Annotated in this window: 14 protein-coding genes and 2 pseudogenes; 10 read left to right on the plus strand and 6 right to left on the minus strand. The window is 73.0% G+C overall.

The annotated features are described in order from the left end of the window. The first annotated feature begins 111 nt into the window (after positions 1-111). The 3 genes and pseudogenes from IE277_RS20625 (at position 112) to IE277_RS20635 (ending at position 3,416) form a co-directional block, all read left to right on the plus strand. Complete coding sequence (locus tag IE277_RS20625; RefSeq protein ID WP_189954541.1) at positions 112-825, plus strand: hypothetical protein; 714 nt, start codon at positions 112-114, stop codon at positions 823-825. 130 nt (positions 826-955) lie between these two features. Beyond that, on the plus strand, positions 956-2,212 hold the full coding sequence (locus tag IE277_RS20630; protein WP_189954543.1) for an aminotransferase class I/II-fold pyridoxal phosphate-dependent enzyme: 1,257 nt from the start codon (positions 956-958) through the stop codon (positions 2,210-2,212). Continuing rightward, a pseudogene (locus IE277_RS20635) lies at positions 2,209-3,416 on the plus strand (MBL fold metallo-hydrolase). Before IE277_RS20630 ends, IE277_RS20635 begins: the two are co-directional and overlap by 4 nt. On the opposite strand, the gene IE277_RS20640 reads toward IE277_RS20635, so the two are convergent. Then, a complete protein-coding gene (locus IE277_RS20640) occupies positions 3,379-3,933 on the minus strand; it encodes a DedA family protein (RefSeq protein WP_189954915.1) in 555 nt (184 codons plus the stop codon). The pseudogene IE277_RS20635 and the gene IE277_RS20640 overlap by 38 nt on opposite strands. Positions 3,934-4,007: 74 nt before the next feature. Then, entirely contained in the window at positions 4,008-4,781 is a 774-nt protein-coding gene (locus tag IE277_RS20645; RefSeq protein WP_189954916.1) for an MBL fold metallo-hydrolase, read from the minus strand. 85 nt (positions 4,782-4,866) lie between these two features. Between IE277_RS20645 and IE277_RS20650 the strand changes: the two genes are divergently transcribed. The 4 genes from IE277_RS20650 (at position 4,867) to dnaK (ending at position 10,125) form a co-directional block, all read left to right on the plus strand. Continuing rightward, positions 4,867-5,298, plus strand: a complete 432-nt coding sequence (locus IE277_RS20650) for a hypothetical protein (RefSeq protein WP_189954545.1) — start codon at positions 4,867-4,869, stop codon at positions 5,296-5,298. 156 nt (positions 5,299-5,454) lie between these two features. Further along, positions 5,455-7,539, plus strand: coding sequence for a phage holin family protein (locus IE277_RS20655; protein ID WP_189954547.1), 2,085 nt, complete (start codon positions 5,455-5,457; stop codon positions 7,537-7,539). A gap of 145 nt (positions 7,540-7,684) precedes the next feature. Continuing rightward, complete coding sequence (locus IE277_RS20660; protein ID WP_189954549.1) at positions 7,685-8,110, plus strand: OsmC family protein; 426 nt, start codon at positions 7,685-7,687, stop codon at positions 8,108-8,110. Between the two features lie 137 nt (positions 8,111-8,247). Further along, the gene (dnaK, locus tag IE277_RS20665) at positions 8,248-10,125 is read left to right on the plus strand and encodes a molecular chaperone DnaK (protein WP_189954551.1); all 1,878 of its coding nucleotides are present in this window, start codon (positions 8,248-8,250) and stop codon (positions 10,123-10,125) included. 11 nt (positions 10,126-10,136) lie between these two features. On the opposite strand, the pseudogene IE277_RS20670 reads toward dnaK, so the two are convergent. From IE277_RS20670 to IE277_RS20685, 3 genes and pseudogenes are all read right to left on the minus strand, one after another. Beyond that, positions 10,137-10,527 (minus strand): annotated as a pseudogene (locus IE277_RS20670) (respiratory nitrate reductase subunit gamma); the annotation flags it as partial. Positions 10,528-10,701: 174 nt separating this feature from the next. Continuing rightward, positions 10,702-11,565 carry a Sco1979 family transcriptional regulator gene (locus IE277_RS20680; RefSeq protein ID WP_189954553.1) on the minus strand — a complete coding sequence of 288 codons (864 nt, stop codon included), beginning with the start codon at positions 11,563-11,565 and terminating at the stop codon, positions 10,702-10,704. Between the two features lie 98 nt (positions 11,566-11,663). Then, positions 11,664-12,497, minus strand: a complete 834-nt coding sequence (locus tag IE277_RS20685; RefSeq protein ID WP_189954555.1) for a helix-turn-helix domain-containing protein — start codon at positions 12,495-12,497, stop codon at positions 11,664-11,666. Between the two features lie 28 nt (positions 12,498-12,525). On the opposite strand from IE277_RS20685, the gene IE277_RS20690 reads away from it, so the two are divergent. From IE277_RS20690 to IE277_RS20700, 3 genes are all read left to right on the plus strand, one after another. Then, positions 12,526-13,662, plus strand: a complete 1,137-nt coding sequence (locus IE277_RS20690; RefSeq protein ID WP_189954557.1) for an ADP-ribosylglycohydrolase family protein — start codon at positions 12,526-12,528, stop codon at positions 13,660-13,662. 87 nt (positions 13,663-13,749) lie between these two features. Beyond that, complete coding sequence (locus IE277_RS20695) at positions 13,750-14,058, plus strand: 4a-hydroxytetrahydrobiopterin dehydratase (RefSeq protein ID WP_189954558.1); 309 nt, start codon at positions 13,750-13,752, stop codon at positions 14,056-14,058. Between the two features lie 5 nt (positions 14,059-14,063). Beyond that, positions 14,064-14,813, plus strand: a complete 750-nt coding sequence (locus IE277_RS20700) for a class I SAM-dependent methyltransferase (RefSeq protein ID WP_189954560.1) — start codon at positions 14,064-14,066, stop codon at positions 14,811-14,813. Positions 14,814-14,831: 18 nt separating this feature from the next. Here IE277_RS20700 and IE277_RS20705 read toward each other — a convergent pair whose 3' ends face one another. Beyond that, a complete protein-coding gene (locus tag IE277_RS20705; protein WP_189954562.1) occupies positions 14,832-17,762 on the minus strand; it encodes a glycoside hydrolase family 48 protein in 2,931 nt (976 codons plus the stop codon). Positions 17,763-17,912 lie beyond the last annotated feature (150 nt).

The following is a 17,912-nucleotide window of genomic DNA, read 5'->3' on the forward strand; positions in this document are numbered from 1 at the left end:
CGCCGTACCGGTGCCCGACGCACCGCCCTACCGGTGGCGGACGTACTGCCGTGCCGGTGTCCGGTGCAGCCCCGCCGACCGTCCCGCCGTGCATGCCGAGGAGCCCGTTCCATGCGCCGCACCGTCCGTGCCCTGTCCGTCGCCTTCGTCGCCGGTGCCGCGCTCGCCCTGGCCGGGCCCGCCGCGTCCGCCGCCGAGGTCGGCCCCGGCACCGTGCCCCCGACCAGCACCGTCGCCGCCCCCGAGGGCGTCCCCGGTGCGTGCGCCGCACCGCAGCAGTGCGGCACGTCCCAGACCGGACCCACCGCCTGCCGGGACGGCGGGCCCTGCCAGGACGGTCCCGGCACGGCCTGCAAGGCGGGCGGGCCCTGCCAGGACGGCAGTGGCTGTACGCAGGGGCAGACCTGTCCCGGACACACCCCATGCCATCAGACAGGCCAGTGCCAGGGCGACGGCGGTGGTCACCAGTGCGTGGGCGGCGGCGGGAGCGGAGCCTGTGCGGACGGAACCGGTGACAGCGACTGGGGTGGCGGTGGCGGCGGTGGTGGTGGGGACGCCGGTGGTCATCAGTGCACCGGGGCCGGGGCCTGCTCCGACGACGGCCACGGCTGCGGCGGCCCCGACGACCGGCAGGATCACGGCGGCGACGGATGCACCCCGCCCGGCGTGCAGCACGGAGTCGCGGCCGGCGACGGGGGCAGCTTCACCGACTCCGTCCCCGCGCTCGCCGCCGGCACCGCCTTCATCGCGGCGGCCTGCGGCGGAGCGGGCTACCGGCTCTTCGGCCGCCGGCGCGCCTCGGGAGGCGGGCCCACAGACATGTGACCCGGGCGCCGTCCGCCGTTCCCATGGCGGTCCGCCCGGCGGGTACACACCCCCACGACGACACGGCCCGCCCCGGCCACCCGGAACCCGGCAGGGCGGCACACGGCACCAGGACCGCGCGGAGGCGTACATGCGGCGGACGGACCCCGAGGGCCACGGCCCGGTCCGCTACGGCCCGCCCCTGCCCGACGACGGCCTTCCCGTGCTCCCCGAGCTCACCGCCGTGCTCGCCGCCGCGGCCGGCCGCGCCACCGCCCAGCCCGTCGGCGGCGCCCCCGCCCTCCTCGAAGCGGCCTGCGGCTACTGGACCCGGCGCGGGCTGCCGACCGTCCCCGACCAGGTGGCCGCCGGCCCCGGCGCCCCCGCGCTGCTGCTCGCCGTCACCGCCGCACTCGCCACCGACGGCGTCGACGTCCTCGTCCCCCGCCCCTGCGCCGCCTGGTGGGCGCCGTACGCCCGGCTGCTCGGCCGGCCCGTCTACCACGTGCCCACCCCCGCCGAGAGCGGTGGCGTCCCCGACCCCTACGCCCTGCTGGAGACCGTCCGCCGGGTCCGTGCCGAGGGCGGCGAGCCCAGGCTGCTCGTGCTGTCCGTCGCCGACGACCCCACCGCCACCGTCGCCCCGCCCGAACTGCTCCACGAGACCATCGAGGCCGCCACCGCCGAGGGACTGCACCTGGTCAGCGACGAGACATGGCGCGACACCCTGCACGACCCCCACGACACGGTCCTGCTCAGCCCCGCCGAGATGCTCCCCGACCAGGTCACCGTCGTCACGGACCTCGCCGGATCGCTGCTGCCGCCCGGCTGGCCCGCCGCCGTCGCCCGCTTCCCGGCCACCGCACCCGGACGACACCTCCACGCGCGCGTGCTCGACATCCTCACCGCGCTCGGCGCCCGCGTCGCCGCCCCTGTGGCCACGGCGGCCGGCTACGCCCTGGACGAACCCCCGCCCGTCACCGAGCGCCGCGAGGCCGCCGTACGGCTGCACGCGCGCGTGGCCGCCGCCGCGCACGCCGCCGTCGTCGCCGCGGGCGGGCTCGTCCGTCCCCCGCAGGCGGGTCGCCACCTGTACGTCGATCTCGGCCCGCTGCGTGAGCCCCTCGCCGCTCAAGGCGTGGGCGACGCCCAGGAGTTGGAGGATCTGCTCACCGGCCGGCTCGGCATGCCCGCGCCCGGCGGCCACCGCTTCGGCGACGACCTCGGGGCACTGCGCGTACGGCTCGCGACCGGGCCCCTGCTGGGCGGCACGGACGAGGAACGCGCGGAATGCCTCACCACCCCCGCACCGTTGGAACTGCCGCACGTGCAACGCGCGTTGATCTCCTTGACGTCAGTCCTCGACGATCTCCGCGACAACGCTCAGCGATGGGAGCCTCCCCGATGACGCAGCGGACGCGGCAGGCCGAGACGCAGCAGCCCGAGACGCACGAGCCCACGACGCGCAAGCCCGGATCCGACCCGACGACCTCGATCCCCCAGGCGCCCGCGGCGATTCCCCTGTCCACGACGGCCCTTGCCCCCGGCACCGCCGCGCCGCAGCCCCTCGCCGCTCCCTTCCCGCCGCTCGCCGAGCCCCGCCCCCTCGGCGAACACCGGGTGTGGCCACGTACGTTCCACGACCGGCTCACCGCACCGCTGCCCGGCCTCAAGGCCCTCGCGCGCTTCGCCCGCGACGGCGCCGTACGCCCCGGACGCGGCGGCCTCGCCGACGCCCCCGGCTCCCGCGCACATCCGCCCCGCTGCCCCGCGCCGGCGCCCGCACCCTCGCCGTCACGTGGGCCGGACACGCCAGCTGGGTCGTCCGGATCGGCGGCCTGACCGTCCTCACCGACCCCGTCTGGTCCCGTCGTATCCTCGGCACCCCGGCCCGTATCACCCCCGTCGGGGTTCCCTGGGACACCCTGCCGCCCGTCGACGCCGTCGTCATCAGCCACCACCACTACGACCACCTCGACGCCCCCACGCTGCGCCGACTCCCGCGGCGCACCCCGGTGTTCGCCCCGGCCGGCCTCGGCCGCTGGTTCCGCCGCCGGCGCTTCACCCGCGTCACCGAGCTGGACTGGTGGGAAGGCGCCGAACTGGCCGGGGTCCGCTTCGACTTAGTCCCCGCCCATCACTGGTCCAAGCGCGGCCTCACCGACACCTGTCACAGCCTCTGGGGCGGCTGGGTCCTCACCGACTCCGACGGACAACGCCTCTACTTCGCCGGCGACTCCGGATACGGCCACTGGTTCTCCCGCATCGGCCGCCGCTACCCCGGCATCGACCTCGCCCTCATGCCCATAGGCGCCTACGACCCCCGCTGGTGGCTCAGCGACGTCCACTGCGTCCCCGAGGAAGCCGTCCAGGCCACCCTCGACGCCGGCGCCCGCCACATGGCCCCCATGCACTGGGGCACCTTCGTCCTCTCGGCCGAACCGGTCCTGGAACCCCTCACAAGGGTCAGAGCGGCCTGGGAGAAGGCGGGACTGGAGCGCGCGGACCTGTGGGATCTGCCGGTCGGAGCCTCAGGAGTGCTGGAGTGGAGCGCTCCGTCCGGGGCACGGGGCGCTACCGCAGCCGCCGCACCACACCCGGCATCGCACTGATCGCCACGGTCAGCCCCACCGCCACCACAACCCCCTCCCACGGCTCCTCGAACAACGAACCCCCCAGAATCCCGATCACCTGATACGTGGCCGCCCAGGCAAGACACGCGGGCAGGTTCCCCCGCACGAACCGCCTCAGCGGCCACTCCGCCATCAGACAGGCCAGCATCACCGGAATCCGACCGGCAGGCACCAGCCGGGACAGCACCAGCACGGCGACCCCGTGCTCCGCCAGCCTGCCCCGCGCCTGCGCGGCCCGCTCCGCCGGCGCCCGTGCCCTGATCGCCTCCAGCCACCGCGACCCGTTGCGCGACCGCATCCCGCGCCGCCCCAGCCAGTACAGCGCCGCATCGCCCAGAAACGCCGCGAGCGACGCCGTCACGAAGACCAGGGCCAGCGAGAACGGCGCCGTCTGATGGAACGCCACCACCGCGGCCGAACTGACCAGCGCCCCGGTCGGCACCACCGGCACCAGCGCCCCGGTCAGCACCAGCAGGAACAGCGACGGATAGCCGATCGCCTGCTGTGTCGACTCCGGCGGCGCGGTCGATGTGGCGGTGACGGCGAGCGCCGCCGCGGAGGCCGGCCACCTCACCGCGCGATCTCCAGCCGCACACTCTCGCCGTGCCTCGGCTTGTGCACCGCCACCTCCGGCGCCAGCGCCGCCGCCAGCCGCACGAACTCGTCGCCCGGCGCATGGAACTCGTGCGGGCGCACCGCGTCCATCCCGATCGGCCAGTACGTGCCGTAGTGCACCGGCACCGCGGCCCGCGGCGCCAGCCGCGCGAGCGCCCGTGCCGCCCGCCCCGCGTCCAGATGCCCCTCGCCGAGATACGGCCCCCAGCCGCCCACCGGCAGCAGCGCCACGTCCACCGGCCCGACCTCCTCGGCCATCGCGTCGAACAGCCCGGTGTCCCCGGCGAAATAGGTCCGTGCCTCGCCCTGGACGACATAGCCGAGCGCGGGCGAGCGATGCGGTCCCACCGGCAGCCGGCGCCCGTCGTGCAGCGCCGGCACCACCCGCACCAGCAGCTCGCCGATCCGCACCTCGTCCCCGGGCGCCACCTCCGTCACCCAGAGCCCGGGCAGCCGCCGCAGACCCGGCACCGCCCGGGGGGCGCCCCGGGGCACGAGCAGCCGGGTGCCCGGGTCGAGGGCGGCCAGCGAGGGCAGATGCAGATGGTCGGCGTGCAGATGCGAGACGAGCACCGCGTCCGCGCGGCGGGCCTCGGCCGGGGGCACGGCACCCCGGCGGCGCCGCAGATGCGCCAGCCGGCGGGCGAACAGCGGATCGGTGAGCACCCGTGTGTTCGCATCCCGCACCGTGCAGGTGGCGTGACCCCACCAGGTGATCTCCACCGGCACCCTCTTCGCCCCCTTCACGCGACTCCCCGAAGCCTACGGGCAGGAGTAGGGTCTGCGACGAAACCCGGAGGTGAGGGGGGACGCCATGGGAGAGGTGCGGGGTTCCTCCGCCGTGCCCGGGGCCGTGCGGGTCATCGCCATCGCGAGTCTGACGCCCCTGGAGGAGCTGGAGGCCGACCCCTTCCTCGTCGACTCCCGCAGCCAGCACGCCATGTGCGCCCGCTGGGCCGCCGAACACGGATATGTCATCGCCCGGGAACTGCTCGTCGGCGGACTGCGCTTCGATCACTGCGCACTGTGGGACGGCGTCCGGCCCGGAGTGGATGTCTTCGTCGCCCCCAGCCTGCGGGTGCTCAGGCGGGCCCTGTCCTCGGTCGAGGCGTTCACCGCCGAGTGCGCCCGACGCGGCGTACGCGTGGAGACCGTGGGGCGGGCCGAGCCGGCGTACGACGCACAGATGAAGGCACGCGTGCACCGCCGGCTGTCCATGCCGACAGCCGGCTACGACGGCCGCTGACGCCTGCGCCGTCACGCACGCCCCCCGCGGCATACGGCCCCCGCGTCGGTATGACCGGTATGACAAGGTGGACGGCGGTCTGTTCGGCCGGCGAGGCGAGACGGGCGCTTCCCGCCGCAGGGGCGGGGGAGGGCCGGGACACGAGGTGTACGGGGCGTGCGAGGCGTGCGGTGGCGGCGGGTCGCCAGTCAGATCGGGCGGAGCATCGCTGTATGGGCGGTCTCCACCCTCACCATGCTGGTCCTCGCCGCGGTCCTGCCCGACTTCCAGCTCCAGTCCGCCGACGGTGACAGCGCCACCCGTATCGCCGTCACCGCCGCCTGTGGCGCCGGCGCCTTCGGTGTGCTGTCGGCCGTGGTCTGGCCGCTGCTGGTCCGGCTGTTGCTGCTCGTGCCCGCCCTCGTGCTCGGCCTGCTGGTCTTCTTCCTCAACGGCTCCCTGCTGCTGCTCGCGCTGCGTATCAACCCCTCCGGCCGCGGCGCGGTGGCCCCCGAGACCGCCGTGATCGTGGCGGCCGTGATGTCCGCCGTGGCCTCGGCCACCGGCGCGGCCCTCGCCGTGCGCGACGACGAGGCCTACCGCCGCCGGCTGCACCGACTCGCCGCCCGCCGGCGCCGATCCGACCCGCCCTGTCCCGCCGCCCCCGGCCTGGTCTTCGTCCAGCTCGACGGCGTCGGCCACGACGTCCTCGTGGACGCGGTCCAGGAAGGCCTGATGCCGGCGGTCGCATGCCTGCTGGGCGCGGGCGACGGCATGCCGCCGGCGACCCATCGCCTCACCCCCTGGCGCACCGACTGGTCCAGCCAGACCGGTGCCAGCCAGCTGGGGATCCTGCACGGCAGCACCTTCGACGTGCCGGCCTTCCGCTGGTACGAGAAGGACCGCGGGGAGGTGATGGTGTGCAACCGGCCGACGAGCGCCGCCGAACTGCAGCGCCGCGCCGTCCTGCGGACCGGCGAGGGCGGACTGCTCACCGTGGACGGCGCCAGCCGGGGCAACCTCTTCAGCGGCGGAGCCGGCGAACAGGCCCTCGTGCTGTCCATCGCGACCCGCCGCCGCAGCCGGGAGAACCGTTCCCGTGCCGGCTACTTCGCCTACTTCTCCGACCCCGCGGGCGCCGTCCGCACGGTTCTGTCCTTCGTCGCCGAGGTGGCCCGCGAGATCGGCGAGTCCACCCGGGCCCGGCTGCGCGGGCAGCGCCCCCGGGTGCGCCGCGGCGGCCTGTATCCGCTGGTCCGCGCCTTCGCCACCGTCGTCGAGCGGGATGTCGTCGTCGCCGCGGTGATGGGCGACATGCTCGCCGGCCGCAGCGCCGTCTACGCCGACCTGGTCGCCTATGACGAGGTCGCCCACCACTCCGGACCGCGCAGCCGGGACGCCGAGAAGGTCCTGGAGCGCCTCGACCGCTGCCTCGCCCTGCTGCAGCGGGTCGCCGAACACGCCCCCCGCCCGTACCGTCTCGTCGTCCTCTCCGACCACGGGCAGAGCCCCGGTGAGACCTTCCGCGCCCGCTACGGCCTCACCCTCGGCGACCTCGTCCGGGCCGGCTGCGGGCTGCCGGTGCCGCGCCGGGCGGAACACACCCACAGCGGCGCCGAGGCCCGCGCCGCCGTCCGCGCCGCGCTGCGCCGGCCCGTGGAGGAGAAGGACGGACAGCACCGCCCGGCCCCCGGCTCCGCGCCGATCGTGCTGGCCTCCGGCAACCTCGGCCTGATCTCCTTCCCGGACGTGCCGCACCGCATGACCAGGGAGGAGATCGACGCCCGCCACCCCGCCCTGCTCACCACCCTCGCCAACCACCCCGGCATCGGCTTCCTGCTGGTGCGGAGCGAGGAGCACGACGGCGTGGTGCTGGGAGCCCACGGTGCCCAGATCCCGCTCGCCGACCTCGACGACGAGACCGGCCCGCTGGCCCGGTTCGGTGCCGGCGCCGCCGACGCCGTCCGGCGCACCCACTCCTTCCCGCACACCGCCGACATCATGGTGAACTCGGCGCACGACCCGGCCGACGGCGAGGTGCTCGCCTTCGAGGAGCAGATCGGCTCCCACGGCGGGCTCGGCGGCGCCCAGTCGCACCCGTTCCTGCTCTCGCCGCTGGAGCTGTCCGCACCGGCCGGCGACCGGGAGGCGGCACCGGCCGGCGCCGAGCAGGTGCACCGCGTGCTGCGCCGCTGGCTGCGCGAACTGTGCGGCCCCGAGGTGCCGCTGACCGCCGACACCGTGGCGGAGCGGGCGGCCTGACCGGCGTGCGACGGCGGCCGGAACACGACGTCACCTCGCGTTCACCGCGCGTGGGCCGGTCTTCGGTGTGTGACGGGCCCGGATGTGATCGGATAGGGGCACGGAAGCCCGGAACCCGGGCCGACCACCCGCGAAAGGAAGCACCGTGGCCACCACGCGCACCGCGCACACCGTCTGGGAAGGCAACCTGCTCCAGGGCAACGGCGTCGTCACCTTCGACTCCTCCGGCATCGGCGAGCAGCCGGTCACGTGGGCCTCGCGCTCCCAGGACGCGAACGGCAGGACCAGCCCCGAGGAGCTGATCGCCGGCGCCCACTCCAGCTGCTTCTCCATGGCCCTCTCGCACGCCCTGGCCGGCGCCGGCACCCCGCCCACCCGGCTGGAGACCAAGGCCGACGTCACCTTCCAGCCGGGCGAGGGCATCACCGGCATCCACCTCACCGTGCGCGGCGAGGTGCCGGGTCTGGACGCGGAGGGCTTCGCCTCGGCCGCCGAGGACGCCAAGAAGAACTGCCCGGTCAGCCAGGCCCTGACCGGTACGACCATCACCCTCACGGCCGAGCTGGCCTGACGCTCGTACGCCGCCGGATGCCGCGTCCCGTCGAAGGGGCGCGGCATCGCTGTTCGCGGGCATCGTGGCATTGACAGCGCCGTACGCGCGTTTTCTGCTGGATGTGCCGAAGACGCCCTGGCGGAAGGGGACGGACCATGGCACATGCGGTCGGGATCGATCTCGGGACGACGAACTCGGTGGTGGCCGTCCTGGAGGGCGGTGAGCCCACCGTCGTCACCAACGCGGAGGGTGCGCGCACCACGCCGTCGGTGGTGGCGTTCGCGAAGAACGGTGAGGTACTGGTCGGCGAGGTCGCCAAACGGCAGGCCGTGACGAACGTGGAGCGCACGGCCCGCTCGGTGAAACGGCACATGGGCGACGCCGCCTGGCGCTTCCCGGACAGCGGCACCATCGACGGCTCCCGGCTGCGCGCCCAGGAGCTGTCCGCGCGGGTGCTGCAGAAACTGAAGCGGGACGCGGAGGCCTACCTCGGCGAGGACGTCACGGACGCGGTGATCACCGTGCCCGCCTATTTCGACGACGCGCAGCGGCAGGCCACCAAGGAGGCCGGCGAGATCGCGGGCCTGAAGGTGCTCAGGATCATCAACGAGCCGACCGCCGCTGCCCTCGCCTACGGCCTGGACCGCGGCGAGGAACAGATCGTGCTGGTCTTCGACCTCGGCGGCGGCACCTTCGACGTGTCCCTGCTGGAGATCGGCGACGGAGTCATCGAGGTGAAGGCCACCAACGGCGACACCCTCCTCGGCGGCGACGACTGGGACCAGCGGATCGTCGAGCATCTGGCGAAGCGGTTCAAGGGCAGTCACGGCATCGATCTGACCGCCGACAAGATGGCGGTGCAGCGGCTGCGCGAGGCCGCCGAGAAGGCCAAGATCGAGCTGTCGTCGTCCTCGGAGACCTCGGTCAACCTGCCCTACATCACGGCCTCCGCCGCCGGCCCGCTGCACCTGGACGAGAAACTGACGCGTGCCCAGTTCCAGGAGCTGACCGCCGACCTGCTCGACCGCTGCAAGCAGCCGTTCCACCAGGCCGTCCAGGACGCCGGGATCCAGCTGTCCGCGATCGACCACGTCATCCTCGTCGGCGGCTCCACCCGGATGCCCGCCGTGACCGACCTGGTGCGCGAACTCACCGGCAAGGACCCGCACAAGGGCGTCAACCCCGACGAGGTGGTCGCCGTCGGCGCCGCCCTCCAGGCCGGTGTCCTGCGCGGCGACGTCAAGGACGTGCTGCTGCTCGATGTCACCCCGCTGTCCCTCGGGATCGAGACCAAGGGCGGCATCATGACCAAGCTCATCGAACGCAACACCACGATCCCCACCCGCCGTGCGGAGATCTTCACCACCGCCACCGACAACCAGCCCTCGGTCGGCATCCAGGTCTACCAGGGCGAACGCGAGATCGCCGCCTACAACAAGAAACTCGGTGTCTTCGACCTCACCGGGCTGCCGCCCGCCCCGCGCGGCATCCCGCAGATCGAGGTGGCGTTCGACATCGACGCCAACGGGATCATGCATGTCTCCGCCAAGGACCTCGCCACGGGCCGCGAGCAGAAGATGACCGTCACCGGTGGCTCCGCGCTGCCCAAGGACGACATCGACCGCATGATGCGCGAGGCGGAACAGTACGCCGAGGAGGACCGGGCGCGCCGGGAGGCCGCCGAGACCCGCAACCAGGCCGAGCAACTCGTCTACCAGACCGAGAAGTTCCTCCGCGACAACGAGGACCGCATCCCCGCCGGCACCCGCGGCGAGGTGGAGGCGGCGGCCACGGAACTGAAGGCCCTCCTGGACCGCAAGGCCGACACCGCCGCCCTGCGCGCCGGAGTGGAGAAACTCGCCACCGTCAGCCAGAAGATGGGGCAGGCCATGTACGCCGACGCCGCTTCCGCCGCTCAGGCCGCACCGGATGGTCAGGGCGCACCGGAGAGCGAACCCGCCGCCGACGCGGACGGTGTGGTCGACGCGGAGATCGTGGACGACGAACCCGGCCGCAAGGACGGAGCCGCCTAGCCGTTCCCGGCCGCGCTGAACATATGCACCAGGCGCCTGTACGGCACGAACGCGATCAGCAGCATGCCGATCACCGCGTGCACCTGGTACAGCACCGGCACCCCCGTCATGAGGTGGGTCTTCGGCTGGAGTGTGAACAGGCTGCGCGCCCAGGGGCCGATCGTCTCACGGTAGTTGTAGCCGTCGCCGGCGGCGTGCGACAGCTTGGCGGCCATGCCGAGCGCGATCGCGCCGAGCGGCACGATCCCGGCGACCGTCAGCACCCGGGCCGCCGTACCGCCGTACAGAGAGAACCAGCACGAACGGGATGCCGTAGTGGAACACCGGCGAGGAGTGGGTGGTCCAGCCGTACTTGTCGTAGCGGTAGCGCCGGACGAGACCGGCCACCAGCAGTGTCGTCATGGGCGCACTCCGGTGTTGAGGGTCGGCAGTGTGGCGCACACCGCGTCCAGGACGGCCGCGTACGGTGTGTCGTAGTTGGAGCGGGCACGGAGGCGCACCTTTTCACGGACCCGTACGGGTCATCGTCTGACCGCCCCCCCCGCGTGCACCGGCCCGACGGGTCGTTCTGTCCGGTCACAAGGCCGTGCGGAACTCCCGCAGCAGGCTCTGGGTACGCTGCGCCGACGCGGCCCGCGCCGTCATATGGTCCAGCACCTCCAGATGCGCGGAGACCTCACGGCGGGAGTCCAGATACAGGGCGCCCGTCAGATACTCGGTGAACACCATGTCCGGCAGCTCCGGCTCGGCGAAGCGGAACAGCGTGAACGGCGCGTACGTCCCCGGGTGCGGGCCCGCCGCGAACTCGGCGATCTGCAGTGTGATCCGGTCGCGCCCGGCGTACTCCAGCAGCTTGTCCAACTGGTCGCGCTGTACTTCGGGCCGGGTGCTCACCGGGCGTCTGAGCACCGTCTCGTCCATGATCACCCATAGATGGGGCGGATCGTCCCGCTCCAGCAGCCGCTGGCGCTCCATGCGCAGCGACACATGGCGTTCCACGGCCTCGGGCGAGGTCTGCCCGATCGTCCCGGCCTCCAGCACCGCCCGTGCGTAGTCCTCGGTCTGCAGCAGACCGGGGATGAAGTGCGGTTCGTAGGAGCGGATGATCCGGGCGGCGCCCTCCAGGCTGACGTACAGACTGAACCAGTCCGGGAGCACGTCGTGGAACCGCTGCCACCAGCCCGGCTGGTTCGCCTCCTCGGCCAGCCGCACGAACGCGGCCGCCTCCTCCTCGGCCACCCCGTAGGTGTCCAGCAGCACCTGTACGTAGGGGATCTTCAGGGCGACCTCGGCCATCTCCATCCGCCGTACGGTCGCCGACGCCACCCGCAGGACCCGGGCGGCCTCCTCCCGGCTCAGGCCCGAGGCCTCGCGCAGTTCCTGCAGCCGTTTGCCGAGCACCACCTGGCCCACGGTGGGCGCAGCCCGCCGCTCACTCACGCCACGCCCTCCCCATCGTGCAGAGATACCCGGGCAGTCTGCCATGTGATCCGCTTTCGCACACGGGTCCGAGGGGATCAGGGGTACCCGGAGAGCGGTCAACCGGCCAGCGTGTGCAGATACTTGGCGGTCGCCGGGTCAGCAGGCAGGAACGTCTCGATGGCGAGTTCGGCGACGGTGACGTCCATCGGGGTGTTGAACGTGGAGATCGACGACACGAACGACAGGATCCGGCCGTCATGCTCGATGCGCAGCGGCAGCGCGAAATACGCGACGGGCCCGGCCGGTTCGTCGTCCCGCGCGTCCTCGGGCAGCGGATAGGCCGCCACCTCCTCGTACAGGGCGCGCAGCCGGTCCGAGCGCTGCAGGGCGATCTGCCGCTCCATCTGCTCCAGCAGATGCCCGCGCCACTCGCGCAGATTGCGGATGCGCGGCGCCATCCCCTCCGGGTGCAGCGTCAGCCGCATCGCGTTCGGCGCCGGGGAGAACAGCTTCTCGGCCACACCCTCCAGCAGCATCGTGATGCCCCGGTTCGCGGCGACGACCGTGTACGTGGCGTCGACCACCAGCGCCGGATAGGGCTCGTAGCCCTGGATGAGGCGTTCCATGCCGTCGCGCAACGCGTCCAGCGCCGGGTCGTCCAGCGGGGTCTCCGGATAGTGCGGGGCGTAACCGGCCGCCAGCAGCAGGGAGTTGCGCTCGCGCACCGGTACGTCCAGATGCTCGGCGAGCCGCAGCACCATCTCCTCGCTCGGCCGGGACCGGCCGGTCTCGATGAAGCTGATGTGCCGGGCCGAGGAGTCGGCGCGCAGCGCCAGCTCCAGCTGGGAGACCCGGCGCCGCTCCCGCCAGGCGCGCAGCAGCGGGCCGACACCCTTGTCGGCGGCGGGGGCGGTGGACGACCCGGCGGGGCCGGTGGCGACAATGGTCATGCATCCGACCGTAGTCGAGGAGTTACGCATGAACGAGCCGTGCCCGCAGCCGTGGCACACGCCGTCCCTTCAGACCGCCGCCGTGTACCGGGCCAGAGTCCGCGGCTGTCTCCTCGGCGGCGCGCTCGGTGACGCCCTCGGCTACCAGGTGGAGTTCTCCTCCCTGGACCGGATCCGCGCCGCGCACGGACCGCGCGGCGTCACCGGTCTCGGCCCCGGCCCGCACGGGTCGGCGGTCGGCCTGATCAGCGACGACACCCAGATGACCCTGTTCACCGCCGAGGCCCTGATCCAGGCGCACGCACAGGAGCGCGAGAAGGGCGTCGGCGGTGCCTGGCCCGAGCTGCTGCGCCAGGCCTACGAGCGCTGGCTTCAGACCCAGGAGCGTCCGGCGCCGGCCCAGTCGGGCCCCCAGTCGTCGGCCTCGCCGTACGGCGCGCCGGACCGGCCCGGCGCACCGGCAGGCGGCCTGGTCACCGAGGCCTGGCTGTACTCCCGCCGCGCCCCCGGAAACGCCTGCCTGTCGGGCGTCGCCCAGCGGTACGCGCCCGCCCCCGGACTCCCGCTCGACGGCTCGCCGGGCGAGGTGAACCCCGACTCCAAGGGCTGCGGCACGGTCATGCGCTCGGCCCCGTTCGGCCTCGCGGCCCCCGCCGACGCGGCCTTCGCCATGGCGGCACGCGGCGCCCAGATCACCCACGGCCACCCCACCGGCTACTACGCGGCGGGCGCGTTCGCCGCGATCGTGGCGCACCTGGTCGCCGGGGACTCCCTGGAGGGCGCGGTGCTGCGCACCCTGCGGCTGCTGGAGCGGCACCACGGCCACGCCGAGACCTCGGCCGCCCTGCGTGCGGCGCTGGACCTCGCCGCGGGCGGGACGCCGACGGCCGAGAAGGTGGAGTCCCTCGGCGCGGGCTGGGTCGCCGAGGAGGCCCTCGCCATCGCGGTCTACTGCGCGCTCGCCGAGCCCCGCCCCGAGCCGTCGCTGCTGCTCGCCGTCAACCACTCGGGCGACAGCGACTCCACCGGTTCCATCTGCGGCAACCTGCTGGGCACGCTGTACGGCGACACCGGCCTGCCGCACGCCTGGGTGGCCCGGGTGGAGGGCCGGGCCACGATCGCCGCACTCGCCGACGACCTGGCGGCGGAGTGCGCGCGGAGCTGACGACGGGTTCGGGGCGGAGTACGGGCCGGGCCGGCGTGGCAGGCTGAAGACGTACCCCGCGCCCGCCCTTCGGAGGGAGATCCGGCCATGGCCGTGGAACCGCTGTCGCAGAAGGAGATCGAGGACCGGCTCGCGGAGCTGCCCGGCTGGTCGGTGGACGACGCCGGCCGGCTCAGCCGCTCCTACCGCCTCGGCTCGCATGTCGCGGCGGCGGCGCTGGTCATGCACATCGCCGCCGTCCAGGACGAGCTGGACCACCACTCCGATCTCACCCTCGGCTACCACACGGTCTCCCTCACCGTGCACACCCACAGCGCGGGTGGCGCCGTCACTGCGAAGGATTTCGGTCTCGCCCGCAGGGTGGAGGACATCGCCCCAGGCCACAACGCACACTGAGGTGCGTGCTCAACTACGACAAGGAAGCCGACGCGTATGACGCGTCCCGCGGCGGCGAGGCCCGTGCCCTGGCTGCCACGCGAGCGGTTCTCGGCCTCGTCCCCGAAGGCCCCGGTCATCTTCTCGACGTGGCGTGCGGCACCGGTATCGTCACCCGCCGGCTGGCCGCCGACCGCCCCGGGCTGCGGGTGACGGGCGCCGACGTCGCCGCCGCGATGGTGCGCATGGCCGGGTCCCGGCTGCCCGGCGCGATCGTCCGGGCCGACAGCCGGCGCCTGCCCTTCCGCACCGGCTCCTTCGACGCGGTCACCAGCATCTGGCTGCTGCATCTGCTGGACGACCCCGAGGACGTCCGCGCGATCGTCGCCGAGTGCGCGCGGGTGCTGCGGCCCGGCGGTGTCTACGTCACCACCGTCGACAAGGCCGAGGCCCACGACGTCGGCAGTGACATCGACGCCGTCCTCGCTCCCCGTCCGCGCCGCCCCGCCCAGGACGCCGCCGCCACCGTCACCGCGCATGCCGCCCGGCACGGGCTCCGGCCGGCCGGCGACACCGCGTTCCCCGGCGTCGGCCAGGGCCGCAGCCCGCTCGTCACCATCGCCGACCTGCGTCGCGGCTGGTTCACCCGGCTGCCACCGGGCGAGGCGCGCACGGAGGAGTTCGCCGCGCGCCTCGCCCGCCTCCCGGACCAGGACCGGCCCCGCCCCGATCCGGTGTTCGCGCTGCGCGCGTTCCGCAAGCCGGGGGCCGACTGACGGCACGCGCCGCCAGGGCTATTCGAGCAGCTCCGCGTACGACCCCATGGCCAGTGCGATGTCCGCCTGGGCCCAGAACCGGTGGTACGTGAAGACCGGCGCGGCGCCGCCCTTGAGATAGCTCTCGATCTTCGACCACGCCGGGTCGTTCCTGTAGAAGGACCTGAGCGAGGTGAACGTGGCCGAGGAGTCGACCGTGTCGCCGTTCGGCATCCTGCCGCTCCAGCCGCTCGGCACATACACGCTGTCGCCGAAGCGGCTGTAGTCGCTGCGGGTCTCGGGGACGGCGATGCCCAGGCTGTCCTGGTAGTGGTCCCACATGCCGTCCAGCAGCGCCTTCGCCGTCGACTTCGCCGCGGCGTCACCGGACTCGGCGCCGTAGTACGTCAGCGTCTTGGCGTACGCGGCCGCCACGCCGACGTCGTTCGTGTAGTCGGCGACCGTGACATGAAGCGAGGCGTTGGAGCCGGGCCCCGACGGATTCCAGGTGTCCGGCTGACCGGACCACTGGAGGGTCGAGGGGATCTTGTAGGTGCCGTCGGGGTTGATCGTGGTCTTGCTCAGCGCCCACGTCACCCACTTGTCGAGGATCGCCTTGGCCGTCGCGTTCCCGGTCTGCCGGTAGTACTCGGCGACCCGTTCCATCGACCACGCCTGGAAACCGAACCACTGGTTGGAGGGCGGATCGTGGTAGACCGGCTCCCAGTCGTAGTACATGCCGTAGAAGGTCGGCGTGCCGGCCGGCGGGGTGGCGTAGCGGCCCTGCCAGCTGTTCGTCGCGCCGCCCGCGATCGCGCCCTCGGACGACTGGAGCCACCGGTAGAACTCCAGCTGCCGCGCAAGCGACCTGCCCCAGTCCGCCGTGCCCGTCGCCGACCTGGGCTCCAGGTCCGGGTAGCTGCTGAGCGCGTAGGCGGCCAGCGGGTTCTGGTAGCCGCCGTGGACATGGCTGGAGCCGATCCGCCAGGCCCAGCCCGCACTGGAGTCCGTGGCCCCGCCCCAGGCGTAGTACCAGGACAGCAGATAGTGCGAGGCGTCCTTGCCGGTGCCGGCCGCGCAGGCCGAGGGACCCACACAACCGCCGATCTTCTTGAAGTACTTGTCGTACATCGCGTACCGCAGATAGTCGCCCATCTTCGCGGCCTTGGCGATCGTCGCGGACACCTCGCCGCCCTTGCCCTGCTGCTTCGCCCATACGTCGGCCCAGTACGCCGCCTGCACCGCGCGGGCGTCCGCGTCCGGGGCGTCGGTGTACTTCCACTGCCTGGCGTAGGAGTTGTCGCCGGTGAAGAGGTCCAGATAGCCGTTCTTGCCGCCGTATCTGAAGGCGTCGCAGGTCGGCTGGGGGACCGTCTCCCAGACGGACTCCTGCGGTCCGCGCTGGAAGGTGTTGAGGTACGACGGGCCGCTCGCCGTCGGACCGCCCTCGCAGGTGCCGCCCGGTGTGTCGCCGTAGCCGTAGACGTTGTCGGTGTCCTCGATCCAGTGCATCCCGTAGACGTCGTCCGTGCCGTAGGCGCTCTTCAGTTCGCCGGCGAGCGGATCCGAACCGACCGGCACGGAGGTGTCGAGCTTCGCCGGGTACTCGTTCGGGGTGTCCTCCTCGGGCGCGTACGTCGCCGGCTTGGACGCGTTGTAGGAGGAGTTCGACGGCTGGTCGGCGGGTGTGGGGATCATGTACTTCTCCATCAGGGCCCACGCGCCGTTGAACTTCGACCAGTCGCCGGTGACCTTGCCGTACATCGCCTGCAGCCACAGCAGATAGCTGTACGCCTCCGATGTCGTCTCATGGCCGTAGTCCGGGGCCTCGACGATCAGTGTCTCCACCGAGTGGTACGGAATGCCCTGCGGGGAGAAGTAGCCGTTCGCCGGGTCGGTGATCTTCCCGTAGAGGTCCAGGAAGCGGGCGTCGTACGCCTTCGTCGCTGCCAGTTCGGTCACCGTGACCTTCGCTTCGGTGTGGCCGGTGGCCGAGGCGGTGAAGGTGGCCGAACCGGTACCGGAGGAGTCCGCGGTGACGGTCACCGGCTGTGCGGTGTCCCAGTTCGCCGGGGTGAAGGTGAGGGAGGAGCCGCCGGTGACGGACAGGCCGGTGGTGCCGTCCGTGCGGGCCACCCCCACCGTCACGTTCGCGCTCGGCCGCGTCGACAGCTTCACGTCGAAGGTGCCCGACGTGCCTTGCCGCACACCCAGTTGGGCCGGTGACGCCACGACCGCCGGGCCCGGGGCGACCGTGATGCCCACCGGTGTGGACTCGGCGGAGGCGCCCAGGCTGTCGTACGCCTTCGCCACCAGCGAGTGACCGCCCACGGCCAGAGAGGCGGCCGAGAGCGTGTAGGGCGCGCTCGTGTCCGTGCCGAGCAGTGTGGTGTCGTCGTAGAACTCCACCTTGCTGATCGTCGCGCCGTCGGCCGCCGCCGCGGTCGCCGCGAGCGGCACCGCGTCCCCTCGGGTGTACACCGCGCCGGCGCTCGGGCCGGTCAGCACCGTCATCGGCGGCTGGTGCGCGCCCGCGCAGGTCGTGCCGTTGACGGTGAAGGACGTCGGGGCGGTGTTGGTGCCGCTGTAGCCGAACTGCGCGCCGGTGGAGACGGCGCCGCCCGCGGCGACGGTGCCGTTGTACGAGGCGTTGCGCACGGTGACGGTCCGGCCGGACTGGGACCAGGTGCCGTTCCAGCCGTTCGACAGCGTCTGGTCGCCGCTGTAGGTGTAGCTCAGCGTCCAGCCGTCGAGGGCCTCCGTACCGCGGTTGGTGATCGTGAGGCCGGCGGTGAAGCCGGAACCCCAGTCGTTGGTCCGGTAGTCGACACTGCACTGCACGGACGCCGCGTGTGCGGCCGTGGCACCGGTGGCGAGCATGGACAGGGGCAGCGCGAACGCGGCGGCCACGGCGGTCCACCACCGCCGCACGGCTCCGCGTCTGCGCCCGGGGTTGTGTCCGGGATCCATGTGCTGGTTCCTCCTTGCGGCGAGCTGCTCGGGGAGAAGTCAAGGCTTGAACCAGTGGGAGCGCTCCCATAGTGGAGACGGCCCTGTGCGGGGTCAAGGTGCTTGAAGAGTCGAAAAGATTCGACGGGCCCCGTCGCGGAAAAGTCGGCA

Origin of the sequence: Streptomyces alanosinicus (assembly GCF_014650595.1) — a bacterium.
Lineage (GTDB): Bacteria > Actinomycetota > Actinomycetes > Streptomycetales > Streptomycetaceae > Streptomyces > Streptomyces alanosinicus.

Excerpts from the sequence above, each read along its gene's own strand:
- IE277_RS20685 (WP_189954555.1), bottom strand. The coding sequence starts at position 12,497 with ATGACCATTGTCGCCACCGGCCCCGCCGGGTCGTCCACCGCCCCCGCC.
- IE277_RS20705 (WP_189954562.1), bottom strand. The coding sequence starts at position 17,762 with ATGGATCCCGGACACAACCCCGGGCGCAGACGCGGAGCCGTGCGGCGG.
- dnaK (WP_189954551.1), top strand. The coding sequence starts at position 8,248 with ATGGCACATGCGGTCGGGATCGATCTCGGGACGACGAACTCGGTGGTG.
- IE277_RS20650 (WP_189954545.1), top strand. The coding sequence starts at position 4,867 with ATGGGAGAGGTGCGGGGTTCCTCCGCCGTGCCCGGGGCCGTGCGGGTC.
- IE277_RS20625 (WP_189954541.1), top strand. The coding sequence starts at position 112 with ATGCGCCGCACCGTCCGTGCCCTGTCCGTCGCCTTCGTCGCCGGTGCC.
- IE277_RS20630 (WP_189954543.1), top strand. The coding sequence starts at position 956 with ATGCGGCGGACGGACCCCGAGGGCCACGGCCCGGTCCGCTACGGCCCG.
- IE277_RS20690 (WP_189954557.1), top strand. The coding sequence starts at position 12,526 with ATGAACGAGCCGTGCCCGCAGCCGTGGCACACGCCGTCCCTTCAGACC.
- IE277_RS20695 (WP_189954558.1), top strand. The coding sequence starts at position 13,750 with ATGGCCGTGGAACCGCTGTCGCAGAAGGAGATCGAGGACCGGCTCGCG.